Genomic DNA, 22,928 nt, shown 5'->3' on the forward strand with positions numbered 1-22,928 from the left:
TTCCCTATCTTGGCACATCGCGATGCCGGTTAAAGAGGGGAGGAGACCATCTCATCGCCCTACAGAACGTTGTGTAGGGCGGATAAGCTTGCGCATCCGCCATATCATGGGGCGGACCGGCGCGTCGGAGCCGGAAGGCCCAACGCCACTTCTCAAATATGATGCCGTGCCTGCCGGAACAGCTCCAACACCACCTGCTCAATTGCCGTGGAGGAGCCGTGCTTCAATACGTCCCGGACCAACTGAATACCATTGTGCGCCTCGGCCGCCGCCTGGGTGGCGTCTAATACCGGCGCTTCCTCGCCCGGTTCTTCATCGGGCAGGGGCACATCAAACCCCACCACATCCTGCACCGGCAGGGGCGAGGCCAGCAGGGTAAAGCCCCGTTGGGTCAGCACCGCCTGGTCCATGGCCTCCTGACGAATCAGACTTTGGTAGGTCAGGTAACCGGACTGTACCAGCCAGAGCATGGTCGCCAGGCAGGCTTGGTGGCGGGGGCTGTGCAGACCGAACTCATCCGGGGTATCCGGCCCGGCAATGTCTTCCACGAATATCGTGGTCGGGCGCGGGAACTGGTTGTATAGCTGAACCAGAATCCGTGCCGCGTCTTTGTAGAAGTCCGCGATATGAATGTCCGCCGCCATAACGCCTCCGGCTACTGGGAGTAGTGTTCCAGAAAGCGCCCAAAGCGCTGAATGGCCTTGGTCAGGTCATCTTCGCGGGGCAGGAAGACAATGCGCAGGTGGTCTTTGTGGGGCCAGTTAAAGGCGGTGCCCTGAACCAGCAGCACTTTTTCCTGAATCAGAAAGTCGAGCACCATCTGCTGGTCGTCTTTGATTTTGTAGCGGCTCAGGTCCAGTTTCGGGAACAGGTACAGAGCGCCCTTGGGTTTGACGCAACTTAGCCCGGGAATCTCTTCAATGGCCTTCAGGGCCGCATCGCGCTGGTCCCGCAGGCGCCCGCCAGGGATGATAAGCTCGTTAACGCTCTGGTACCCCCCCAGGGCCGTCTGAACCGCATACATGGCGGGTACGTTGGCGCACAGACGCATGGAGGCCAACATCTCCAACCCTTCGATGTAACCCTTGGCTTTGTGCTTGGCGCCGCTGACGGTCATCCAGCCCGAGCGGAAGCCCGCCAGGCGGTAACATTTGGACAGGCCGTTAAAGCTGATGCACAGCACATCATCGGCGAGCTTGGCCATGGGGACGAATTCAGCATCGTCGTACAAAATTTTGCTGTAAATCTCGTCCGCGTAAATAATCAGGTTGTGTTCCTGAGCCAGTTTGACGATCTGCTCCAGCACATCCTGGCTGTAAACCGAGCCGGTGGGGTTGTTTGGGTTAATGACCACGATGCCCCGGGTCCGGTCGGTGATCTTACTGGCAATATCTTCCACATCGGGAAACCAATCGGACTGCTCGTCGCACAGGTAATGCACGGCCTTGCCGCCGGCCAGGTTCACCGCGGCGGTCCACAAAGGGTAGTCGGGGGAGGGCACCAGCACTTCATCGCCATTGTTCAGCAGCGCCTGCATGGCCATGACAATCATCTCGCTGACGCCATTGCCCAGGAAAATATCATCAATCTCCACGCCTTCGATGCCCATGCGCTGGCTTTCCTGCATAATCGCCTTGCGCGCGGCGAACAGTCCGCGGGATTCGGTGTAGCCTTCCGCATTGGGCAGGTTGTAGATCACATCCTGAATAATTTCATCCGGCGCCGCAAAGCCAAACGGGGCAGGGTTGCCGATGTTCAGCTTGAGGATTCGGTGGCCTTCTTCCTCGAGGCGGTTGGCGTGCTCCAGGACCGGGCCACGGATGTCATAGCAAACGCCTTCGAGCTTGGTGGATTTATTGACGGTGCGCATCTACAGTATTATGTCCAAAACGGCGGGTTGAAAGAGGGTGGGCAGGCCACCAGAAAGTATCTGAATCATCCCGTCTCTCTACAGCCTCTGTCAAGGAGCAGCCCATGAGCGATTTAAAAAAACGCAGCGAAGCCGAGTGGCGCCAAGAGCTCTCGCCAGAGGAATACCACGTCTGCCGGGAAAAAGGCACCGAACCGCCGTTCACCGGTGACTACTGGAATGTGTTCGAAGAGGGGACCTACCGGTGCCGCTGCTGTGGCGAGCCTCTGTTCGACTCCGATACCAAGTACGATGCGGGATGCGGTTGGCCGAGCTTCTATGCGCCCAAGGACGAAGAAGTGATTGAGGAAGCTTTTGATAGCAGCCTGGGCATGCGCCGCACCGAAGTGCTTTGTCGCAAATGCGGCTGCCACCTGGGCCACGTCTTCCCGGACGGCCCCGAGCCCACTGGCCTGCGTTATTGCATCAACTCCGCCTCCATCAGCTTGGAAAAGCCTTGAGCGGGAGCCTGTTGGAAACAGCCTTGAGCGAAGGCAAATGGGAACGGCCTTGAGCGAAAGCCGATGGGAACAGCTCTGAGCGAGAGCGGTTCTATGGGCCCGCGCGGCCCCTTAGTCGTAGAGTTGCTTCTTTTTCCAGTCCGTCTGTTGCTCGAACTCCTTCCACTCTTTCTTCTCCTCGGGGGCTGGGCCCGCTGAGGCGGCGTCGGGGCTGGTGGCTTCTTGTTGAGTCATCTGCGCTTCGAGCTTCTTGATAATACCGTTAATCTGCGCCAGCTGCTTCTGGTAGCCCTGTCCGCCTTTTTCCTGGGTAATCATTTTGCGGGCCAGGTTGTAGTAATGGATTGCCAGGCGAGGCTTTCCCGCGGCTTGGGCTTGGCGCGCCTGAATCGCGTTGGCATCCACCGATACCTGCAATGCCAGACGCCGAATCTGTTCACGGTACGTTTGCCCTTGAGCTTGTCCCAAATTCCCCCGATCCGCCTGCTGGGCAATAAACCGGTACAGCTCCTGCAGAAGGCGCCGGATTTCCCCCGCCTGCTCGGGCTGGTCCAGCCGAGCGCGCTCGGCTTGAGAGCGATGTTTGACCTCCTCCAGCTCCGCGGAGTACTGCGTGAAATCCTGCATGTGGGTCGGATCTTTCGGCTCCAGCCGGCTCAGCTGTTCACAGGCATCCAACAGGGCCCGGTAGATAATCAGCGTCAGATCCTTGGTAAGAAATCCGTCCGGAAAGCCTGAGAGCATGAACTTGAAATTGCGCTCACGGTGCTTCAGAGCCGTCAGCAAGCGCTGACGACGCTGGCGACGCTTCTCCAGCGCCTGGTACACAAAGGCATACCCGACCAGCAGGACAAGCAAGGCAAAGATGATGCTGGCAATGAGCAATGAGGACATAGGCCGCCGGTCTTTAGTAGCGCGGTGAATGGATTTTGGCGTCGGAGGTGAGTATAGCACTAATGGTTACGGGGCCGGAGGGGGCGGTAATGCTAAGTCGTTGTTTCCCCCCAATAAAAAATTTTAAAAAAGTGTTGACAGGTGCCGGGTCGCTCCCTAGAATGCGCACCACTTCTTGAGGGCAACGCCACACGGCAAAGCGCTCACGGAGGTCCAGGGTCCCCTTCGTCTAGAGGCCTAGGACACTGCCCTTTCACGGCAGTAACAGGGGTTCGAACCCCCTAGGGGACGCCATTGCGGGAATAGCTCAGTGGTAGAGCATCGCCTTGCCAAGGCGAGGGTCGCGAGTTCGAATCTCGTTTCCCGCTCCAAACATTAAAAAGTCGGCTTCGCGGCCGGCTTTTTTTGTGTCTGAAATTTGGGCGCGTTCGCTTCGCCCGGAAAACGAGTCTCGTTTCACGAGCCACATCCATGTGGCTCGCCCTTCGGGCAGCCTTCGGCTGTGCAAATCGGCGTCCTGCCGATTTGTCCCGCTCCGGTGCTAGTAGGTTGGCAAGGAGCATGCTCCTTTCCGTGTTCTTCTGGCTACTCATCTCCTCTCTTTGGATTGAAAGGAACGGGGCCCATTTTCTATGGTCCCTCGTTACACGGTCTATTGAAGCGTTTCGACAGTAGTCGGAGGGCTGCCGCTTTTATTGACGTATTTAATTACCGATCTAAGAGGGCTTAGTTATGAGTAAGGAGTTAGAGGGTAAACGTATTGCTTTTTTGGCGACAGACGGTTTTGAGCAGGTTGAGCTGACCGAGCCTTGGGAGGCCGTCAAAGAGGCTGGCGCGCAAGTTGAGTTGATTTCGTTGGAAGCTGGCGAGATTCACGGCTTTAACCACCTGGAGAAGGCCGACAGTTTTAAGGTGAACAAAATAGTCGCTGACGCTTCCGCCTCGGATTACGACGGCTTGGTACTGCCGGGCGGGTTGGCTAATCCCGATGCCCTGCGCATGAACTGGGAGGCTGTCACCTTCGCGAAACGCTTTTTTGAGCAGCACAAGCCCGTGGCGGCGATTTGCCACGCCCTGTGGCTTCTGGTGGAAGCTGACGTGGTGCGGGGGCGCACGCTCACCTCATGGCCCAGCCTGCAAACCGACATTCGCAATGCCGGAGGCAACTGGGTCGATAAGCGGGTGCATGTGGATCAAGGCCTTGTGACCAGCCGAAAGCCGGATGACCTGAAGGCCTTCTGCGTGAAAGCGGTCGAGGAGTTTGGTGAAGGCAAGCATTCGGGCCAAACGCCCTAGCCACTACTCCCAATTGGTGGCGCCTTCCTTACGATGGCTTTGGCACTTAGGTGCCGTGCGAGGTGACCCCTTGCAAGACCGTGGAGCGGGGGACCCGCGATTCGAGCCCCCAGGGGCCGCTCCATGGCATCCATGCCATCGCGGCATTAGTGAATCCCTTCACGTCATGTATTCACGGCGTGTCTTGGAAGGGTGTACCGCACTGCAGACCGGGCGTGATGCCACTCCCACCTAAGATATCTGCTAAACTGTCGCGCTTAATTGCGCGGCTCAATGCATCCCGAAAATCTTGGCACGCTCGTCCTCGTAGGAAAACGCCCGGCCCTCGGCCAGAGCCTCGTGGCGGCGCTCGTCCAGAAGCTGGAAATTAGCAATCTCCTCATCGGGCATGTAATGGAGACAATCTCCGCCGAAAAACCACAGCAAATCACGGTGCAAAAACGGCATCAAATGGCCGTAAGCGGCAATTACGCGGCCCATCAGCTGCTGGCCCTCGTGGAGAAAATGCTCCTCCTCATGGTCGCCGGGTAAAGCCTCAAGCCGCTGGAGAAACTCCAAATCCTCCGCCGGGCAAGCCTCCTCCACGAAAGGTGGCTGCTGTTGCACATGGCGAATAAAATCGCGCAACAGCCGCAAATGGTAATCCCGGTGTTGGGTTTCCGCGTAATGATTCAGTTGAGTCGACACACTAAGCTCCCCGGTGGCACTGCTGCCGCCACCGCTTTAATGAATGAGTGAAACCGACATTATGACAGCTGCACTTTCGATAAGAAATCTCACCAAAGTCTACGACAGCGGTTTCCACGCCCTGAAGGGCATATCCCTGGAAGTCCAGCCCGGCGACTTTTTTGCACTGCTCGGCCCCAACGGCGCCGGCAAATCCACCACCATTGGCATTCTGTGCTCCCTGGTGCGCAAAACCGAAGGCGAAGTGGAAATCTTCGGCCGAAACATCGACACCCACTTCTCCGAAGCCAAAAAAGAAGTGGGCATCGTGCCTCAGGAGTTTAACTTCAGCCAGTTTGAAAAAGTGCAGGACATCGTGCTCCAACAAGGCGGCTTCTACGGCCTGCCCAAGCGCACCGCCCGTGTCCAAACGGAAAAATACCTGAAAAAACTCGGCCTGTGGGACAAGCGCGACACGCCGGCGCGGATGCTCTCCGGCGGCATGAAACGCCGCTTGATGATCGCCCGCGCCCTGGTGCACGAGCCCAAACTGCTGATTTTGGACGAACCCACCGCCGGCGTGGACATTGAGCTGCGCCGCTCCATGTGGGAGTTCCTGCGCGAAATCAACGCCGCCGGCACCACCATTATTCTGACCACCCATTACCTGGAAGAAGCGGAAAGCCTGTGCCGGCATGTGGCCATTATTGACCAGGGCCAAATCGTAAAAAACACCACTATTCGCAGCCTGCTGACAGAACTTAACCGCGAAGTGTTTATATTCGACTGCGCCGATTCGGTATGGGAGGCGCCCAAGATCGAGGGCTTCACCACCCACCTGGTGGACGAGCACAGCTTTGAAGTGGATGTCCAAAAAGGCCAGTCCCTCAACCACGTGTTTGAGGCGCTCAGCGAGCAAGGCATGAACATCGTCAGTATGCGTAACAAAGCCAACCGGCTCGAAGAGCTGTTTGTCGCCATGACCGGTAACGGTCAGCCCGATGAAACCCAGGCACCGAGTGAACCAGAGGGCGAGCCCGCCGCCGCACCATCGACAGGAGGTAATCGTCGTGGAACTTAGAGAACAGTGGATCGCCTTTATGACCCTGCTGCGCAAGGAAATTCGGCGCTTTACCCGTATCTGGGTGCAGACCCTGCTGCCCCCGGCCATCACCATGGCCCTGTATTTTGTGATCTTCGGTAAACTGATCGGCAGCCGCATTGGGGAAATGGGAGGCTTTGACTACATCCAATTCGTGGTGCCGGGGCTGATTATGATGGCGGTGCTGACCAACTCCTACTCGAACGTCAGCTCCTCGTTTTTCAGTGCCAAGTTCCAGAAGAGTATTGAAGAGCTGCTGGTTTCGCCCACGCCTAACTACATCATTTTGCTCGGTTATTGCCTGGGCGGCGTCGCCCGCGGCCTGGCAGTGGGCGTGGCGGTAACGGCGCTGTCCCTGTTCTTTACCGACCTGCCGATTTACAGCTGGTTTATCACGGTTTCCATCGTGATTCTGACGGCGGTTCTGTTCGCGTTGGCCGGGTTTATCAACGCCATGTTCGCCAACACCTTTGACGATATTTCCATCGTTCCGACTTTTGTCCTCACGCCGTTGACCTACCTCGGTGGGGTGTTTTTCTCCATCGAGTTGCTCTCGGGCTTCTGGCAGGGCGTGGCCAAGTTAAACCCGATTCTGTACATGGTGAACGCCTTCCGCTACGGCATGCTGGGTGTCTCCGATGTCAATATCGGCCTGGCCTTTGGGGGGCTGGTGCTCTGCGTCATCGTACTATTCGCGGTGGGCCTGCACTTGCTTAAATCCGGCAAGCGCCTGCGCGCCTAACCAAAGTGGGAGAGGCATGATGACCGATAATACGACCCCCAGCCACGGCCCGCTGGGCCAGCAGACGACCTACGCGGCCCAGTATGATCCCGGCCTGTTGTTCCCCATCGCTCGACCGGACACAAGAGCCCCTCTGGGGCTGAAAGAGGGCGACCCCCTGCCGTTTTACGGGGTGGACATGTGGACGGGCTACGAGCTCTCCTGGCTGGACGAGAAGGGCAAGCCGGAAGTCGCCCTGGCGCGTTTTCGGGTTCCCTGCGATTCGCCCCACCTGGTGGAATCCAAATCGTTCAAGCTGTACCTGAACTCCTACAACCAGACGGTTATGCCGGGCCCGGACGAGGTGCGCGAGCAGTTGGTCGCCGACCTGAGCGCGGCCACCGGCGGCGAGGTGCAGGTGGAGCTGGAGCGAATACACTCGGCGCTCCAGCCGGTGCAGTCCGTTCGGGGGGAGAACATCGACCACCTGCCGGTTGCGATCGAGCACTACCACCCCGCCCCCCAATGTTTGCAAGTAGGGGGCTCGGTAGTGGAGGAAACCCTGAACAGCCATCTACTGAAAAGTAACTGCCCGGTCACGGGCCAGCCGGACTGGGCCACGGTGGAAGTGAGTTATCGGGGGCCGCGTATCGACCGGGAAGGGCTGTTGCGCTACATCGTCTCTTTCCGTGAACATCAGGATTTTCACGAGCACTGCGTGGAGCGGATGTTTCTGGACCTGAGCGAACGCTGCCGGCCGGAGCGCTTGAGCGTGTACGCGCGCTATACCCGGCGCGGCGGGCTGGACATTAACCCCTACCGCAGCTCGGAAGCGGGGGAGGGGCCCGCCTTTGAGCGGTTGGTCCGGCAGTAAGCCGGGCCGGCGGGCGCGGCGCTAGACAATCACCTTGTCTTTTAGCTTTTCCGCGGCGGTCTGCAGGGCCTTGATGACCTTGGCTTTCTCGTAATTGCGGACCTTCTCCAGGTCCAGGTACATGGAGAAGCCTTCGGCCCGGTCCTCGAAGTAACTCTGGTTCTGGCCCAGGTTTTTGCGGAAGTCCGCCACTTGGTATACCTTCACCGGCTGGCTGAAGCCCTTTACGTTAATCTCGCCCTTATCCCGGCACATAATCGACTCCTTCACCAGAGACCAAGTCTCGTGGGAAATCAGAATCTCATCCGGTGAGGCCGCTGACTCCAGGCGGCTGGCCAGGTTCACGTGGGTGCCCAGCACCGTGTAGTCCAGGTGGCTGGAGGTCCCGAAGGTCCCGACGGTGCAGTAGCCGGTGTTAATTCCCATGCGAATTTGGAGGGGCTTCTTAATGCCCTGGTTGTACCACTCCTGCTGCAGGGACTTCATGCGCTTTTTCATGGCAATGGCCATGGAAACGCAGTTTACGCAGTCCTGTTTCACGCCCTTACTGGTGCTGTCTCCGTACATCACCATGATGCCGTCGCCCAGGAACTTGTCGATGGTGCCGCCGAAGTGAGTAATGATTTTCGACATTTCGGTCAGGTAATGGTTGAGCAGCTCGGTCAGCGCCTCGGCTTCCATCTCCTCGGATAATTGGCTGAAATTCTTAATATCCGAAAAGAACACGGTAATGCGCTTGCGCTCGGTTTGCAGCATATGGTCCTTGCCCTGATTAATGGCGCGCCACACTGGCGGGGGCAGGTACCGTGAGAGCTTGTAGGAGCGGATCTTATGCCACTTTTGTTCTTCCTCAAGCTTAATTTGGTTCAGGGTCAGCCTGCGCAGGCGCTGGTGCATATACAGGGCGTAAACCAGAAAGTACGCAATAATGCCGATCAGGCTGGCGGCGCTGATTTCGATGTTGCTGCTGAACACCCACTGGGGCTCGTGCACCAGAAAACTGGCCAAAACCCCCACGCTGAAGGCAATGTTGTCTTCCACCCAGCGGCGCAGCCCCCCGGTCAGCAGGGCGTTGAACTGGATCATCGTCATAAACAGCGCAAGCGGCAGCAGGCTGAAGTCCGTCAGGCTTAACACCAGACCCACAAGCGCCGCATCGGACCAGGACAGATAGCGGGTGACCGTGTCGAGCTTGTCGCGCTCCAACCGGTGGGTGAAGTGGTAGGTCAGGTACGTATAAACCAGCAGAAAAATAATGGTGCCGAGGTACAGCGGCTGAATATCCGACCATTCCAAATACGACGCCAGGGTGCCCGCCGCCGCGAAACAAATCAGCGAGCGGAAGTAGTACTGGTGAAGGGGCGAGTCAGTAGTCTGCGCTTCTTCAGGTTTTTGTGGGCTGGGCTTTGTGGTCATTGTTCTCGAGAGCCTTGGTGGTACTGTCCTGCACGGCGCTCGCCCACCAAAAAACGGGCCTGCTCTGGCGGTGGGGTAGCGCTCCCATATTATTGAAACGTCAAGGTCATTCCTGGAGCCTCGAGTCTATCCCTGCAAGGCCTATTAGACGTTTTTTTACACAAAAAGTCCATGATTGACGCCCTATGGCAGGCAAAGCCACGGAGGCGGCCCCGGAAGGAGACATGTTATCATTCGCCGCCCACACTTCGGTAATCAAAGGCGACTATGGACACACTTACGGTACTGCAAAAGCGCGTTTCCTCTGCGAAGCTGGCCGCACCCGCCCCCTCGGCCGAGCAGCGGGACGCCATCTACCGCTCGGCCTTGCGAGCGGCGGACCACGGGCTGATGCAGCCCTGGCGCTTTCTGGTGATCGAAGGGGAAGGGCTGGACCGCCTCGGCGAGCTGTTTGTTCAGGCCACCCTACACGACAACCCGTCGCTATCCGAGCCGGAGCAGCAGTCCCTGAAAGCCAAGCCGCGCCGCGCCCCGCTGATCCTGGTCGCCATCGCCGCCTGTCGCCAGCACCCCAAGGTCCCTCACGTGGAGCAGCTGCTCTCCACCGGCGCCGCCGTTCAAAACATGCTAAACGCCGCCTTCGCCCAGGGCGTGGGTGCCTTCTGGCGCACCGGCGCCATGGCTTACCACCCAGTGGTGACCGAGGGCCTGGGTGTGGGCCAACTGGAGCAAATCGTCGGCTTCCTCTACCTGGGAACCCCCGCAAAACCGCCCCACGAGCCCAAGTCCGTGAATCCAGAGACATTTTTTCAGTCTTGGCCGGCCCAATAGCGTTGCGTTTAGCGTTCCACTTGTGTACATTACGCCACCTCTGAGCGACGGCCCGTGAGCCGGCTTAGGACAATTAGCACGGTGAGGTGGCCGACAACTTTGTCTGGAACAAAGTTGGACGCCGAAGGCGCCCCGAAGGGGCGAGCCGCAGGACGCGGCGAGTCTGTGGCTGAAGCTTGCTTCAGGCACGAGGCTCAAAAAATTAGTTTTGGTGAGGTGGCCGAGTGGCTGAAGGCGCACGCCTGGAAAGTGTGTAACGGGCAACCGTTCGAGGGTTCGAATCCCTCCCTCACCGCCACATATAAAAAAAGCTCGGTTTATATACCGGGCTTTTTTTATATGTGGCGGTGAGGGAGGGTGAGATCCCTCGCTGGGTTCGACAAAACGGCAGGATAGCCGTTTTGCACGGCCGAAGGCCGCCCGTAGGGCGAGGGCCATGGATGGCCCGAGTGAATCCCGACCGGAGCCGTATTCTACCGAATAGATGATTGATACCTTTCATGCTGGCAGCATTCCGTACCGCCGCAGGCGCCCGGAGGGGCCGTCCGCAGGACAGAAGACGCAGCGCCCCGGTATATCCCTCCCGCTCCCTTTGTCCCTCCCGTCAATCAAATCCAACCTATCGCCCCACCGACCAAATAACGCCTATCCCAAAACCCAAACCTGTGATCCTCTTCGCTGTTATTCCCTTTATTAAAGGTTAATTTAATCGGAAGCGGTAGGTCTGAGCCCCAGCGATAGCTGCAAGCAATCAATAGGCATGGCCCGATTATCCGCCCGAGTAGGCAATGGAAATTTGCACTGAATGAGGATGTTTATGCTGCCTTCCCATATCGAAGCCGAGAATCGCTATCATCAACTCAGAACCCTGGCACTGCAACTCGCTCAAGACGATAGTAAGTCCCAACATCAAGCACCTTTAAAGTTCAAGCTCATTGACTCGCTTGCACTACAGGAAGCTGCTCACTGGGAGTTATCCCCAAGGCGCTTGGTGGATTGGGACTGGTTTGCCGGATACCATGATTTCAAGCGCCGGTACCCTAAACGTTTTGAGGTGGCGCTCTGGCAAGCGGAGAGCCTAGTAGGGCTTTCGATGGGGCGGCCCACATACAACGGGCACTCCCTAAGGCTGGACTTCATCGAGGCCCGGCCCAAAGACTTGGGGCCCCGTCCGTTGGTTGTGAGTGAAACACTGGTTGCGTATGGCGTCTATGCGCGACTGCTAAACGCCTCCCAAATCCGAATTATGCACCCCATCAACCCGGAAGTTAGGGCATATTACGAGCAGTTTGGGTACCATTATCGGCAAGAAGGTGATTTTTTGTACAAAGAGGTGGTTTGATGGGTGACCGAATAGCCAATATTGAGCGAATACGGCGGGAAAAACGCCTCAAGCGTGGCTGGACGCTTGAAGAAATCAAGAAGCGAGCAGCGGAGGAGAGAGAGCGAATGAAGCTCGAGGGCGGTAAAGAGCCTGATGATTTTGCGTCGGGGGGGGATATGTCCAAAATCAATGAGGAATCTGAAGAGGATAGCCATGACCGTTAAAAAACCAGTGTCTGAACAGGAAAAACAATTTCGCCCTCAGCAAGGAGAGGTGTCCCCCGAGGAGGCCCGCTCTAAAGCGGTACTCTATGCGGCTATCGAAAGGCAGCAAGTTAAGACAGGCAAAAGGAATAGTGGTTCTTGAGGGGTCGAAGACGCCCCCGATCGGGGGCGGCACATAGCCGTGCCCAGCTACATCCCTCCAGAGGGTTCACCGTAGCCTCGCGACCCCCAACATTGATCACTAACTACCCAACCCCACCCCACAAAAAAACTTTTTCAATCAACCACTTGACGAATCCGGCTCAGATCTCTAATATTCGCACCCGTTGACGACGCACTCGTAGCTCAGCTGGATAGAGTACTCGGCTACGAACCGAGCGGTCGGAGGTTCGAATCCTCCCGAGTGCGCCACATACGAAAAGCCCTGCTTCGAAAGAAGCGGGGCTTTTTTTATGCGCACTCGGGAGGGTGAGAACCTCAGCGGTTCGACAAATTGCCGGACGCGACATCAAAAACGCCCAAGGCTCCGGGCGGTGCTCAGGCGACATCCTTATTGAGACTTGCGTGGCACACCCTGTTTTCTATCTCTGAGCTAGAAATAATCTCAAAATCTGTGTAGATCGCCACTGGCCTCAGTGTTTTCCCTCTACTCGGCTCCAACCTCACAAACCCCTTGTCGCTTAATGACTTTAACGTCTTCGAAAGATTGGACTTGGCCCGGCCTGAAAGCTCGGCCAATTCAGTTACCGTTTCAGGCTTCTCTGCAGCAATCATGCGCAGCAAGTCTATGTTTTCTTGACAAAGAATCCTGGAGATTGCGTTAAAAGAGGCATACCAAACCTTAGGCTCATCCTCTAATGGCTTGTATGTACCTTGTGCAATGGCCAGTAGCCGCTTTCGTATGAGGTCTTCCCTCATGACGCCAATTTTAGCTTTCATTACCTACCTCTCTCGATATTCTCAATAGTTCTGTCTACTCCCTCAAAAAAGTCGCTCAATAACTGGTAACCATTCACCAGACCTCTATTTTCCACCAGTACCCATCGTCTCTGTGCATCTGGGTACCGTTTATTCCTAGCAGTTCGTCCAGTCCATTCACGGCGAGTTGGCTCCTTTGTGTTATGCGCAAAGCATAACACATGGGTAGAGTGGCTTTTATAATAATAAAGAATAAAAATCAACAAGTAGATCGGTCTGCGTAATACCGAGAGCACTGTTTTTTAAAGCAGTTCGATGAGTACGGCTTGATGCTCGCTTCCGCTGTACCGCTCGCTGTCGCTGAGGTGGTATATTGAGCGTCATTTTAGGTTGGCCAACCCCCAGGCCCCGGCCGCACCGAACAAATAAGTAGCGAAATTACACGAATTCAGGACGTTCCATGCCCCTAACCCTCAGTCAACTCGAACGCCACCTCTTCAGCGCCGCCGACATCCTGCGCGGCAAAATGGACGCCTCGGAATTTAAGGAATACATCTTCGGTATGCTGTTCCTAAAGCGCTGCTCGGACGTGTTCGAAGAGCGCCGCGAGCAGGTGATTGCCAAGCAAATCGAAAAAGGCAAACCTAAAGCACAGGCCGCCGCAATTGCCGAGGCCAAGCAATGGTATATGGACGCCTTCTACGTGCCGGAACAATCCCGCTGGAACTATCTGGTCAAGGAGGTGCACAAAAACGTCGGCGACGCCCTCAATACTGCTCTGGGCGGTCTTGAGCAGGGTAATTCCAAACTGCAGGATGTGCTGGAGCATATCGACTTCAACCGCAAGGTGGGCCAGAGCAAGCTGCCGGATATCAAACTGCGCGGGCTGATCAACCACTTCAATAAACACCGCCTCCGCAACAACGATTTTGAATTCCCGGACCTGCTGGGCGCCGCCTACGAATACCTGATTGGCGACTTTGCCGATTCCGCTGGCAAAAAGGGCGGTGAGTTTTATACACCCCGCCCGGTGGTGCGCCTGATGGTGCGGCTGCTAAAGCCTGAACAGAACCACCGCGTCTACGACCCCTGCTGCGGCTCGGGCGGTATGCTGATTGCCGCCAAGGAGTGGATCGATGAGCACGGCGGCGAGGGCTACCGGCTGGACTGCTACGGCCAGGAGGCCGCTGGCACCGTCTGGTCCATTGCCCGTATGAACATGCTGCTGCATGGTCTCGCCAGTGCCAACCTGCAGAACGACGATACCCTGGAGAAGCCTCGTCATATCGAAGATGGCAAGTTGCTTCACTTTGACCGAATCCTCACCAACCCACCATTCAGCCTCAACTTCGGCAGCAAGGACGAAGACGAGACCGGCCAGCCGGTGTTTCAGCCCCTGCACCGCGAGCGCTTCCAGTACGGGGAGGTGCCCTTGGGCAGCAAAAAGGCGGACCTGATGTTCCTGCAGCATATGCTGGCCGTGTGCGCCCCCGGGGGCATGGTGGCCACGGTACTGCCCCACGGCGTGCTGTTTCGCGGCGGCGACGAACAGCGCATCCGCGCCGGTATTATTGACCACGATCTGCTGGAGGCGGTGATCGGTCTGCCGCCCAACTTGTTTTACGGCACCGGCATCCCCGCCTGCATACTGGTGCTGCGCCAGCGCGTGAGCGAAGGCGCCCAGCAGGTGAGCAGCAAACACCCAAACAACCAGGGCAAGACCCTGTTTATCAACGCCGACCGGGAATACTTTGAGGGCCGGGCGCAAAACTACCTGATGCCCGAACACATCGAAAAAATCGCCGCCGTCTACGAGAGCTTTGCTCAAGGTGAAGGGCGGGATATCCCCGGCTTTGCCAGCATTGTCAGCACGGAAACCCTGCGCGAGAACAGCTACAATCTGAACATCCGCCGCTACGCGGACAATGCCCCGCCGCCGGAGCCCCACGACGTACACGCCCACCTGGTAGGCGGCATTCCCGAGGCGGAAATTGAAGCCAAGCGGCCCCTGTTTCAGGCCCAGGGCCTGAACCCGGACGACTTGTTCCAGCCCAAACCCAATGACCCGGGTTACCAGCTCTTTCGCGAGTCGTTCACGCAAAAAGCGGACATCAAACCCGCCATCGAGCAAAACGCTGGCGTGCAGGCCCAGGAGCAGGCCCTGCGCAATGCCTTTAACCACTGGTGGCAACACCACAGCCAGAGCATCACGGCGCTGGCCCAGCACCGGCAGTACGCCGCCCTGCGCCAGGAACTGCTCAACAGCTTCAGCGAGGCCCTGAAACCCATCGGCCTGCTGGACGACTTTCAAATCAGCGGCATGATCGCCGGCTTCTGGCACCAGCAAAAGTACGACTTTCTCACCCTCATGGCCCGCGACAGCCGCGGCGTGATCGACGCCTGGCGCACCAGCATCCTCACCGCCATGGAGGACAAAAACAACAAAGACGACCCGCTGGAACACAAGCTGGTGAAGTTTTTATTGAGCGGCTTTCTGGAAGAGCTGCAACAACTGGACACCCGCAAAGCCGAACTGGACAGCCAAATCAAAGCCGCCGAGGAGCAACTGCCCAAAACCGGTGATGATGAAGATGAGGGCGATAACGAGCCTCTAAGCGAGGCGGAGATCGCTGAGCTGGAAAAACAGATCAAAGCCTGGAAAAAGCAGCGCACCGCCAACGCCAAAAAGCTCAAGGAAAAGCAGGCCGCCCTGCCGGAAACGCTCAATACCAGCGTTGACGCCCTGGACGATGCCCAGGCCACCGAGCTGCTGCTGAATATTCTGCACAACGATATGCACAGCATTGTCGAGCGCTATATCAGCGCCCAGCGCCAGCAGGTGATCGCTACCGTGGAAAACTGGTGGGATAAATATCAGGTGACGCTGACGGAGATTGAACAGAAGCGGGATCAGGCAGCGAAGCAATTGGCTGGGTATTTGGAGGGTTTGGGGTATGTCTGACAACGTATCTGTTGACCACTACGCCGATTTGAACCCACCGAGGCATATTCCAGGCGACATTCGTAGTGATTCACTGGTTAGTTTTATCCCGATGTCAGATGTTTCCGAGGCGGGTCACTGGTCAATCCGGCAATTGCGGAAATTTGGCGAGGTTTCGTCAGGCTTCACCAATTTCAAAAACAACGATGTATTAGTCGCAAAGATTACCCCGTGCTTTGAAAATGGAAAGGGTGCGATTGTAAAAGGCTTGGTGAGTGATGTCGGCTTTGGAAGCACTGAGTTTCACGTTCTAAGGGCCAAGAATGGTGTTTGTCCTGAGTTTATATTCCATATAGCTCAGTGGCCAAAGTTTCGAAAAGAAGCCCAGCGTTATATGATCGGATCTGCAGGGCAGCAACGCGTTCAGCGTTTGGCTTTCTCTCGGTGCCAGCTGGGTATTTTTGATGGGGCCGAGCAAAAAGCGATCGCAAATATCCTCGACACCCTGGACACCGAAATCCGCCAAACCGAGGCCATTATCGCCAAACTGCAGCAGGTCAAGCAGGGCCTGCTGCACGACCTGCTGACGCGCGGCATCGACGCCAACGGCCAACTCCGCCCACCCCGCGACCAAGCCCCCGAACTCTATAAAGAATCGCCGCTGGGGTGGATTCCGAGGGAGTGGGAGGTTGCTTCACTTGAAAGTTTAGTCTCACCAAGCGACCAAATTACATATGGGATTGTTCAGGCGGGGCCTCATGTCGAAAACGGTATTCCATACATTCGTACAGGGGATATGAAAGGAGATGAACTTCAGAAAGAAGGTCTGCTCTGCACATCTGAAAAAATTGCCAGAAACTTTAAGCGTTCGGAGGTCAGGGCAGGAGAAATTGTCTTTGCGATACGCGCTACGATCGGGAAAGTGTTGATGGTCCCTCAAGAGCTAGATGGGGCAAATCTTACCCAGGGCACAGCACGAATATCGCCGGCTGATTTTATGGACAACAAGTTCTTGTTCTGGTGTTTGAAGTCAGAGAGTGTCCGCAATCAATTGTCTGAAGTTCAGAAAGGCACGACATTCCAAGAAATTACACTCGGCCAACTTAGAAAGCTTCAGGTGCCATATACGAATGATATTAATGAACAAAGATCAATCGCTGACTTTTTGGAAACAAATTTTGAGAGAGAAAAGCTTGAGCTTCTGAGACTACAAAAGCTCAAAAAACAAAAATCCGGCCTAATGGACGATCTCCTAACCGGCCGCGTCCGCGTCACCTCTCTTCTCGACACCGCCAAAGCCAGCTAGCAGGAGTTTGTTTATGGGCCCGGAATTACAGTACAGCGAACAGCCCTTAATCGACCAGTTGGTGGCCATGGGCTGGACCTTTACCCCCGGCAGCCTGGATAACCCGGCGGCCACCGGACGCAAAAGCTTTGCCGAGGTGCTGCAAAACGAGGTACTGCGGGACCAGCTAAAACGGATCAATACCCGTAACCTGGACAATGGCCAGCAAGTGGAATGGCTGGACGAGGAGCGCATCAGCGGTGCCGTGTCCGCCCTGACGCGCATTGCCGCGCCGGGGCTGATGGAGGCCAACCAGATTGCCACGGAATTATTGACCGAAGGCTTTGTGGTGGACGGGCTGGCGGATTGGGACGGCGGGCGCTCGCGGACTATTCATTACATTGACTGGGAGTACCCGGCCAACAACCAGTTCACCGTGATCAATCAGTTCAAGGTGCAGTGCCCGCCGGGGCACGACAGCGTCAAGCAGCATGTGATTCCGGACTTGGTGCTGCTGGTCAACGGTATTCCGTTGGTGGTGATTGAGTGCAAAAGTCCCACCGCCAGCTCCGCGCCGGTGAGCGAGGCCATAGACCAGTTACGCCGCTATTCCAACCAGCGCTTTGCCCAGGGCGAGGTAAGCGATAACGAAGGCGCGCCGGCGCTGTTTAATACCAACCAGTTTATGCTGGCCACTTGTTTTGATGAGTGCCTGGTGGGCACCCTGGCCGCCGGCAGCGGCCACTACCTGCCCTGGAAAACCGTGGTGGGCATCGACAACCCCCAGCGCACCGAGGCCGAATTGGCCGAAGCCCTGGGGGTTAAAAGCCTCTCGCCCCAACAGCGCACCGTGGCGGGCATGCTGGATAAAGCCAACCTGCTGGACATAGTGCGCCACTTTACCCTGTTTATGACCACTGGCGGCCAGACTATCAAACTGGTGTGCCGCTACCAGCAGTATCGTGGGGTGGTCAAAGCCATTCACCGTTTACAAACCGGCAAAACCCGCAAGCAGGACGGCGAATACGACCGCCGCGGCGGCATTGTCTGGCACACCCAGGGCTCCGGCAAAAGCCTGACCATGGTGTTTGCCCTGCGCCGTATCCGCACGGACCCGGCCCTGCGACGATTCAAGGTGGTGGTAGTCACCGACCGCAACGACCTGCAAAAGCAGCTCTCCGGCACCGCCACCCTGAGTGGCGAGGCGGTTCAAGTGGCCAAAAACAGCCAGGCCCTGAAAAACATACTGCGCCAGGACGGGCCGGGGCTGGTGTTCGCCATGATTCAAAAATACCGGGACGAGGCCAGCAAGCTCGGCGACTTTGAACAACTGAACAACAGCGAAGATATTCTGGTGATGGTGGACGAAGCCCACCGCACTCAGGCCGGCGACCTGCACGCCAACCTGCTGGCCAGTCTGCCCAACTGCGCACGCATCGGCTTTACCGGCACGCCCATCATTATGGGCGAGAAAAAGCGCACCCACGAGATCTTCGGCGAGTTTATCGACAAGTACACCATCCGCGAGGCGGAAGCCGACGGGGCGACGGTGCCCGTGCTGTACGAAGGCCGCACGGTGCAGGGTGCGGTGAAAGACGGCAGCAGCCTGGATGAATTATTCGAAGACTTTTTTGCCGGCAAAAGCGAGGAAGAGCTGGAGGCCATCAAAAAGAAATACGCCACCAAAGGCAATGTGCTGGAAGCGCCCAAGCTGATTGAAGAAAAAGCGCGGGACATGCTGCGCCACTACGTCACCTACATTCTGCCCAACGGCTTCAAGGCCCAGGTGGTGGCCTACAGCCGCCTGGCGGCGGTGCGCTACAACGGCGCCTTTGAACAAGCCCGGGACGAGCTGCTGGGCGAGGCCGCCTACCTGAGCCCGGACATCAAAGCTCTGGACGATGAGCAACTGTGCCGCAAATCCCCAAAAATGCAGGCCCTGGTGCAGGCCTGGCGCTACCGGGAACTGATTGGCCGCTTGCAGTTTGCCACCATTATCTCCGGCGATAACAACGACGGCAGTGACTGGGCCGAACACACCGACCGCGCCGCGCAAGACCTGGCCATCGAGCGCTTTAAAAGACCGCTGCTGCTGAAAGAAGGAGCCGGCAAAGACAACACCGACCCACTGGCGTTTTTGATCGTGAAATCCATGCTGCTCACCGGCTTTGATGCGCCCATTGAAGGCGTCATGTACCTGGATCGCTCCATTCGCGAGGCCGAGCTGTTGCAAACCATCGCCCGGGTCAACCGCACCGGCTTTGGCAAAACTGCGGGTATTGTGGTGGACTACTACGGCGTGGCGAACCACCTGAAAGCCGCTCTGGCCGCCTACAGCGATGAAGACGTGGACGGCGCCCTGCGCAGCCTGAAAGACGAAATTCCGGCCCTACGCGACCGCCACCTGCGGGCCGTGGACGTGCTGCGCGCTCGTGGCATTGAAGACCTGAACGATATCGAAACCTGCGTGCAGGGCCTGGACAGCGAACGCCTGCGTCAGGAGTTCGGGGTCAAGGTCAAATCCTTTATGCAGAGCCTGGACCTGGTGCTGCCCCGCCCGGAGGCCTTGCCCTTTACCCAGGACGCCAAGCAACTGGCGATGATCTACGCCGCCGCCCGACGCCGCTACCGCGACGGTCCTGTGCTGGGCAAAGACGTGGGTGCCAAGGTGCGCAAGCTGATCGACGACCATGTAATCTCCCTGGGCATCGACCCGAAAATCGCCCCGGTGAACCTGACCGACGCCAGCTTCAGTCAGCAGATTAACCAAGTGCGCGAGCAGGCCGCCGCTTACACCGCCGACCCGGAGAAAGCGCAAAAGGCCGTGGCCTCGGAAATGGAGCACGCCATTCGCAGCCACGTTCAACAAAAGCTGGATGAAGACCCGGTGTACTACGGCAAACTCAGCGAGCGGTTGAAGGAGATTCTGGATAACTTGGAAGGCCAGTGGGACGAGCTGATTACCGCGCTGCAATCCATCATCGACGAGGTCAACAGCGGCAGCACCCAGCACGAGGCGGGCCTGCCCGATGTGCCGGAGCATTACCTGCCGTTTTACCGCATGCTGCGCGCTGCCAAATGCGGCGACGCTCAGCCGGATATGGCGCTGGAGGCGGACCTGATTACCCTCACCGAAAGCCTGGTGGAATACATTACCCAGGAGGTCAAAACCCCCAGCTTTTGGCAACCTCACCGCCGCCCCATGCAGGAGGCGCTGGAGCAGGCACTGTTCGAGCGTATTGTCGACAGTGAACTTTTGGACTTTAACGACGTGCCGCCGCTGGTGGATAAGCTGCGCGAACTGGCCAAGGCCAACAGCTACAAGTTGGAGCAGGAATGATCGTCACCGTCGATGATTTGACCATTCCCGTGCGCGAAAGCCCGCGTCGTAAAACCCTGCAACTGACGGTGGAGCGGGACAGCTCCCTGCGCCTGACCGTACCGCCGGGTGTCGATCTAGAGACGCTCGAAGCCTTTGTGCGCAGTAAACAGCCCTGGGTGTACAAAAAACTCGCCGAAAAGGCGCTGATGAAGAAAACCATTCGCCACAAGCAGTTTGTGCAGGGCGAGGGCTTTTTATACCTGGGCCGCCATCACCGTCTGAACCTGGTGGATGACGAACAGGCAGAGCCGCTCAAACTGGTCAACGGCCGCTTTCACCTGCGCCGGGACGACTTGCCCGAAGCCCGCCAACACTTTATCCGCTGGTACAGCCAACGCGGCAAGCCCTGGCTCTGGCAACGTGTACAGGACTTCGCCGCCCGCCTGGAAGTGAAACCCGCCGGCCTGAAAGTACAGGACCTAGGCTACCGCTGGGGCTCCTGCGGCAAGGGCCAGATGCTCTACTTCCACTGGAAAACGATCCTGCTGCCGGCGCGCATCGCCGAATACGTGGTGGTACATGAACTCGTCCACCTGCACGAACCCAACCACTCCGCCGAATTCTGGCTGCGCTTAGAGCGCGCCATGCCGGACTATGAAGAGCGCAAACAGTGGTTGGCGGAACATGGGATGGATGTGGAGGGGCTGTAGGGGGAGAGGAGCCCTTCAGAGCCACTTTTGCATTAAAAGCCTTCTAATATTCCAGCCTGAATTCGCTAGCTATTTCTGCGAGTTTAGCCATTAGGTCAATGTTTCTGGCGTCATCATGGGCCTTTGGCTCTAGCACAGCGATTAATAAGTAGGTGTCGCGGTGGTGAAAGCCTGAGCAATAGACCAAATGTTTGTCGCTGGTTTGGTGATATGGGTTCTTACGTTTTAGCCATTTTCGAAGGAGGAATCTGTCCTGAGGTCGAAGGTGGACATGGCGAAGCTCTTCTTCTCTACACTGCTTGGGGCGCACATAGTCGCCATCTCGTCCAAAGATGCCTTGACCGTCATCGGTTTCTTTATAGGTACGGAAGGCGGCTCTTAAGAATTCGGCTTCTGAATGGGATCGAATGGCGGAGTGGAGGAATACTTTTACACCCAATGTTCCTATGCCCAGTCGCCAGTTGATCCTTCACGGATAAGCTTATCCATTTCCTTCTCACAATGACGAGCCATGTTGTCCAAAACGCGGGCAGTAGGTCTCCATTGACCCTCCCCCTTGGGGCGAGAGTGCAGGCGATAACCACGAAACCGGCGTCGGACGCGAGTTTCCAGGGTTTTGTCAACAATAGCTTGTGACATCTCTATATAGCTCTATTGAATAACTGTGCTTGACTTTGCCCGAACGTGGTCTTAGAAATGTCGCTATAGTCACACTTTCAGGGCGTTTCGTTACTATGCTATAGCTTATTAACAGAGTGGTCAATAATTACTCAGTAAGGGTGGCTGTTAGTGGTGGCCGGGTTCTTACGGTAATGCCTGATGCCCCTAAATTGGCCCAAACGTTGTGGTTTTCAGTGTAGTTTAGTGAATTCTTATATAATGTAAGTTTCTGATATTTAAGGAATAGTTGTAAACGGTAAAACACTGTGAAAGCGGTTCAAGGGGGTCCAATCCTTCTGAGTGAGTGCGCCCTGCCCGAAGCCCGCCAACATTTTATCCGCTGGTACAGCCAGCGCGAAAAGCCTGGCTCTAGCAGCGCGTACAGGACTTTGCCACCCGCCTGGAAGTCAAACCCACCGGCCTCAGGGTGCAGGACCTGGGCTACTGATGGGGCTCCTGCGACAAGGGCCAGATGCTCTACTTCCACTGGAAAACCATCCTACTGCCGGCGCGCATCGCCGAATACGTGGTGGTCCACGAGCTGGTACATCTCCATGAAACCAATCACTCCGCGCGCCTGGAGCGTGCCATGCCGGATGCTGAAGAGCACAAACAGTGGTTGGCAGAGCACGGGATGGATGTGGAGGGTTTGTAGCGCCCTCTCAGTAGGATTGAATTACGGTGCTATGTAGAACGCCTCAATCGCTGGGCACTCAAAGGGCTCACCGGTCAATTTGGGCAGTTCGTGCTGAAGGTAAGGATAGAACTCTTCCGCGTTGAGCGCCTGAGCGTCTTCGTAAATGACCCGCTTCATTTCTTCGCTGGTAATGGTTGAGCGAATTTCCTCAGTCAGGCGAATCTGCTTCTCCGTGGGGCCAAGTGCGTTTAGCTCATCCAACTGGTTGGTGTTCTTCCAGTAGTCAATGGAATGGACCCGGCAAAATGCGCGAGCCTCCTCCTGGAAAGCGCTTTGTGGGGGAGAGGCGCTAGAGCAGGCTGCGAGAATAAGCAGCGAGATTAAAAACCAACAAGACTTCATGTCAACAACTCCTGACTGTGGTGGAAGCGTTAGCGCTTAGCCTGAAGCCTGCCATGCCGGCTTTTGATAAGCCCAAACAGTGGCTAGCTGAGCATGGCATGGGTGTGGCTAGGCCGTAGTAGGTGAATAGTTGCTCTCATGGTATCTCCTTACCCATAAGAGTGGTTAAAAAGAGGTGAGGAGCATTATTGTTGTGAAGGCAGTCAATTACTGCGCGTGACGTGTGTCACAAAACCGGCGTTATATCTGTTTGTTATTTCTCATCCGCTCTTCAATACCCGTAGAATTTGACGAATATTGCGACAATCAGCCTTCCGGTGGAGGGACTGCCGTGT

20 protein-coding genes, 4 tRNA genes and 1 pseudogene are annotated in these 22,928 nt (G+C 56.8%); 17 read left to right on the forward strand and 8 right to left on the reverse strand.

What is annotated here, in order from left to right:
- Positions 1-152: 152 nt before the first annotated feature.
- Together AAE514_RS16740 and AAE514_RS16745 are read right to left on the reverse strand one after the other, a co-directional pair.
- On the reverse strand, positions 153-644 hold the full coding sequence (locus AAE514_RS16740; RefSeq protein WP_347332709.1) for a hypothetical protein: 492 nt from the start codon (positions 642-644) through the stop codon (positions 153-155).
- Between the two features lie 11 nt (positions 645-655).
- On the reverse strand, positions 656-1,870 hold the full coding sequence (locus AAE514_RS16745) for a pyridoxal phosphate-dependent aminotransferase (RefSeq protein WP_347332710.1): 1,215 nt from the start codon (positions 1,868-1,870) through the stop codon (positions 656-658).
- Positions 1,871-1,974: 104 nt separating this feature from the next.
- Between AAE514_RS16745 and msrB the strand changes: the two genes are divergently transcribed.
- On the forward strand, positions 1,975-2,370 hold the full coding sequence (msrB, locus tag AAE514_RS16750; protein ID WP_347332711.1) for a peptide-methionine (R)-S-oxide reductase MsrB: 396 nt from the start codon (positions 1,975-1,977) through the stop codon (positions 2,368-2,370).
- Between the two features lie 111 nt (positions 2,371-2,481).
- Here msrB and AAE514_RS16755 read toward each other — a convergent pair whose 3' ends face one another.
- Positions 2,482-3,264: a hypothetical protein gene (locus AAE514_RS16755; RefSeq protein ID WP_347332712.1), complete on the reverse strand. Its 783-nt coding sequence runs from the start codon at positions 3,262-3,264 to the stop codon at positions 2,482-2,484.
- Between the two features lie 218 nt (positions 3,265-3,482).
- Here AAE514_RS16755 and AAE514_RS16760 point away from each other — a divergent pair.
- The 3 genes from AAE514_RS16760 (at position 3,483) to AAE514_RS16770 (ending at position 4,560) form a co-directional block, all read left to right on the forward strand.
- A tRNA-Glu gene (locus AAE514_RS16760) sits at positions 3,483-3,558 on the forward strand.
- A gap of 2 nt (positions 3,559-3,560) precedes the next feature.
- Positions 3,561-3,635, forward strand: a tRNA-Gly gene (locus AAE514_RS16765).
- 361 nt (positions 3,636-3,996) lie between these two features.
- The gene (locus AAE514_RS16770; protein WP_347332713.1) at positions 3,997-4,560 is read left to right on the forward strand and encodes a type 1 glutamine amidotransferase domain-containing protein; all 564 of its coding nucleotides are present in this window, start codon (positions 3,997-3,999) and stop codon (positions 4,558-4,560) included.
- 270 nt (positions 4,561-4,830) lie between these two features.
- Here AAE514_RS16770 and AAE514_RS16775 read toward each other — a convergent pair whose 3' ends face one another.
- Positions 4,831-5,247 (reverse strand): PA2817 family protein, encoded by a 417-nt coding sequence (locus AAE514_RS16775; RefSeq protein ID WP_347332714.1) that lies wholly within the window; start codon positions 5,245-5,247, stop codon positions 4,831-4,833.
- A 61-nt stretch (positions 5,248-5,308) separates the two neighbouring features.
- Here AAE514_RS16775 and AAE514_RS16780 point away from each other — a divergent pair, with 61 nt between their 5' ends.
- The 3 genes from AAE514_RS16780 to queF are packed head-to-tail and all read left to right on the forward strand — an operon-like array spanning position 5,309 to position 7,923.
- Complete coding sequence (locus AAE514_RS16780) at positions 5,309-6,307, forward strand: ABC transporter ATP-binding protein (protein WP_347332715.1); 999 nt, start codon at positions 5,309-5,311, stop codon at positions 6,305-6,307.
- On the forward strand, positions 6,297-7,070 hold the full coding sequence (locus tag AAE514_RS16785; RefSeq protein ID WP_347332716.1) for an ABC transporter permease: 774 nt from the start codon (positions 6,297-6,299) through the stop codon (positions 7,068-7,070). The genes AAE514_RS16780 and AAE514_RS16785 overlap by 11 nt, the downstream gene beginning before the upstream one ends.
- Positions 7,071-7,089: 19 nt before the next feature.
- Complete coding sequence (queF, locus tag AAE514_RS16790) at positions 7,090-7,923, forward strand: NADPH-dependent 7-cyano-7-deazaguanine reductase QueF (protein WP_347332717.1); 834 nt, start codon at positions 7,090-7,092, stop codon at positions 7,921-7,923.
- Between the two features lie 21 nt (positions 7,924-7,944).
- Here queF and AAE514_RS16795 read toward each other — a convergent pair whose 3' ends face one another.
- Complete coding sequence (locus tag AAE514_RS16795) at positions 7,945-9,339, reverse strand: adenylate/guanylate cyclase domain-containing protein (protein WP_347332718.1); 1,395 nt, start codon at positions 9,337-9,339, stop codon at positions 7,945-7,947.
- 267 nt (positions 9,340-9,606) lie between these two features.
- Here AAE514_RS16795 and AAE514_RS16800 point away from each other — a divergent pair, with 267 nt between their 5' ends.
- The 5 genes from AAE514_RS16800 (at position 9,607) to AAE514_RS16820 (ending at position 12,129) form a co-directional block, all read left to right on the forward strand.
- The gene (locus tag AAE514_RS16800) at positions 9,607-10,170 is read left to right on the forward strand and encodes a nitroreductase family protein (protein WP_347332719.1); all 564 of its coding nucleotides are present in this window, start codon (positions 9,607-9,609) and stop codon (positions 10,168-10,170) included.
- Between the two features lie 210 nt (positions 10,171-10,380).
- Positions 10,381-10,468: transfer RNA gene (locus AAE514_RS16805), tRNA-Ser, on the forward strand.
- Between the two features lie 519 nt (positions 10,469-10,987).
- Positions 10,988-11,512, forward strand: a complete 525-nt coding sequence (locus AAE514_RS16810; protein WP_347332720.1) for a hypothetical protein — start codon at positions 10,988-10,990, stop codon at positions 11,510-11,512.
- On the forward strand, positions 11,512-11,718 hold the full coding sequence (locus AAE514_RS16815) for a hypothetical protein (protein WP_347332721.1): 207 nt from the start codon (positions 11,512-11,514) through the stop codon (positions 11,716-11,718). The genes AAE514_RS16810 and AAE514_RS16815 overlap by 1 nt, the downstream gene beginning before the upstream one ends.
- A 334-nt stretch (positions 11,719-12,052) precedes the next feature.
- A tRNA-Arg gene (locus AAE514_RS16820) sits at positions 12,053-12,129 on the forward strand.
- 126 nt (positions 12,130-12,255) lie between these two features.
- Here AAE514_RS16820 and AAE514_RS16825 read toward each other — a convergent pair.
- Positions 12,256-12,657 carry an HVO_A0114 family putative DNA-binding protein gene (locus AAE514_RS16825; protein ID WP_347332722.1) on the reverse strand — a complete coding sequence of 134 codons (402 nt, stop codon included), beginning with the start codon at positions 12,655-12,657 and terminating at the stop codon, positions 12,256-12,258.
- A gap of 439 nt (positions 12,658-13,096) precedes the next feature.
- Between AAE514_RS16825 and AAE514_RS16830 the strand changes: the two genes are divergently transcribed.
- From AAE514_RS16830 to AAE514_RS16845, 4 genes are read left to right on the forward strand one after another with little or no spacing between them, the layout of a single operon-like run.
- On the forward strand, positions 13,097-15,598 hold the full coding sequence (locus tag AAE514_RS16830; RefSeq protein ID WP_347332723.1) for a type I restriction-modification system subunit M: 2,502 nt from the start codon (positions 13,097-13,099) through the stop codon (positions 15,596-15,598).
- Positions 15,591-16,883, forward strand: a complete 1,293-nt coding sequence (locus tag AAE514_RS16835; RefSeq protein WP_347332724.1) for a restriction endonuclease subunit S — start codon at positions 15,591-15,593, stop codon at positions 16,881-16,883. Before AAE514_RS16830 ends, AAE514_RS16835 begins: the two co-directional genes overlap by 8 nt.
- Before the next feature lie 13 nt (positions 16,884-16,896).
- Positions 16,897-20,202 (forward strand): type I restriction endonuclease subunit R, encoded by a 3,306-nt coding sequence (locus tag AAE514_RS16840; RefSeq protein WP_347332725.1) that lies wholly within the window; start codon positions 16,897-16,899, stop codon positions 20,200-20,202.
- Positions 20,199-20,894, forward strand: coding sequence for a M48 family metallopeptidase (locus AAE514_RS16845; protein WP_347332726.1), 696 nt, complete (start codon positions 20,199-20,201; stop codon positions 20,892-20,894). The genes AAE514_RS16840 and AAE514_RS16845 overlap by 4 nt, the downstream gene beginning before the upstream one ends.
- A gap of 43 nt (positions 20,895-20,937) precedes the next feature.
- Here AAE514_RS16845 and AAE514_RS18625 read toward each other — a convergent pair whose 3' ends face one another.
- A complete protein-coding gene (locus AAE514_RS18625; protein ID WP_430623914.1) occupies positions 20,938-21,333 on the reverse strand; it encodes a type II toxin-antitoxin system YafO family toxin in 396 nt (131 codons plus the stop codon).
- Positions 21,334-22,014: 681 nt separating this feature from the next.
- Between AAE514_RS18625 and AAE514_RS16850 the strand changes: the two are divergent.
- A pseudogene (locus tag AAE514_RS16850) lies at positions 22,015-22,209 on the forward strand (M48 metallopeptidase family protein); the annotation flags it as partial.
- A gap of 21 nt (positions 22,210-22,230) precedes the next feature.
- Here AAE514_RS16850 and AAE514_RS16855 read toward each other — a convergent pair.
- Entirely contained in the window at positions 22,231-22,593 is a 363-nt protein-coding gene (locus tag AAE514_RS16855) for a hypothetical protein (RefSeq protein WP_347332727.1), read from the reverse strand.
- Positions 22,594-22,928 lie beyond the last annotated feature (335 nt).

Source organism: Marinimicrobium locisalis, assembly GCF_039822625.1.
Classification (GTDB): domain Bacteria; phylum Pseudomonadota; class Gammaproteobacteria; order Pseudomonadales; family Cellvibrionaceae; genus Marinimicrobium; species Marinimicrobium locisalis.

Coding starts and splice junctions, on each gene's coding strand:
- AAE514_RS16770 (WP_347332713.1), top strand. CDS start 3,997: ATGAGTAAGGAGTTAGAGGGTAAACGTATTGCTTTTTTGGCGACAGAC.
- AAE514_RS16855 (WP_347332727.1), bottom strand. CDS start 22,593: ATGAAGTCTTGTTGGTTTTTAATCTCGCTGCTTATTCTCGCAGCCTGC.
- AAE514_RS16780 (WP_347332715.1), top strand. CDS start 5,309: ATGACAGCTGCACTTTCGATAAGAAATCTCACCAAAGTCTACGACAGC.
- AAE514_RS16745 (WP_347332710.1), bottom strand. CDS start 1,870: ATGCGCACCGTCAATAAATCCACCAAGCTCGAAGGCGTTTGCTATGAC.
- AAE514_RS16815 (WP_347332721.1), top strand. CDS start 11,512: ATGGGTGACCGAATAGCCAATATTGAGCGAATACGGCGGGAAAAACGC.
- AAE514_RS16830 (WP_347332723.1), top strand. CDS start 13,097: ATGCCCCTAACCCTCAGTCAACTCGAACGCCACCTCTTCAGCGCCGCC.
- AAE514_RS16740 (WP_347332709.1), bottom strand. CDS start 644: ATGGCGGCGGACATTCATATCGCGGACTTCTACAAAGACGCGGCACGG.
- AAE514_RS16825 (WP_347332722.1), bottom strand. CDS start 12,657: ATGAAAGCTAAAATTGGCGTCATGAGGGAAGACCTCATACGAAAGCGG.
- queF (WP_347332717.1), top strand. CDS start 7,090: ATGACCGATAATACGACCCCCAGCCACGGCCCGCTGGGCCAGCAGACG.
- AAE514_RS16800 (WP_347332719.1), top strand. CDS start 9,607: ATGGACACACTTACGGTACTGCAAAAGCGCGTTTCCTCTGCGAAGCTG.
- AAE514_RS16840 (WP_347332725.1), top strand. CDS start 16,897: ATGGGCCCGGAATTACAGTACAGCGAACAGCCCTTAATCGACCAGTTG.
- AAE514_RS16795 (WP_347332718.1), bottom strand. CDS start 9,339: ATGACCACAAAGCCCAGCCCACAAAAACCTGAAGAAGCGCAGACTACT.
- AAE514_RS16845 (WP_347332726.1), top strand. CDS start 20,199: ATGATCGTCACCGTCGATGATTTGACCATTCCCGTGCGCGAAAGCCCG.
- msrB (WP_347332711.1), top strand. CDS start 1,975: ATGAGCGATTTAAAAAAACGCAGCGAAGCCGAGTGGCGCCAAGAGCTC.
- AAE514_RS16755 (WP_347332712.1), bottom strand. CDS start 3,264: ATGTCCTCATTGCTCATTGCCAGCATCATCTTTGCCTTGCTTGTCCTG.
- AAE514_RS16810 (WP_347332720.1), top strand. CDS start 10,988: ATGCTGCCTTCCCATATCGAAGCCGAGAATCGCTATCATCAACTCAGA.
- AAE514_RS16835 (WP_347332724.1), top strand. CDS start 15,591: ATGTCTGACAACGTATCTGTTGACCACTACGCCGATTTGAACCCACCG.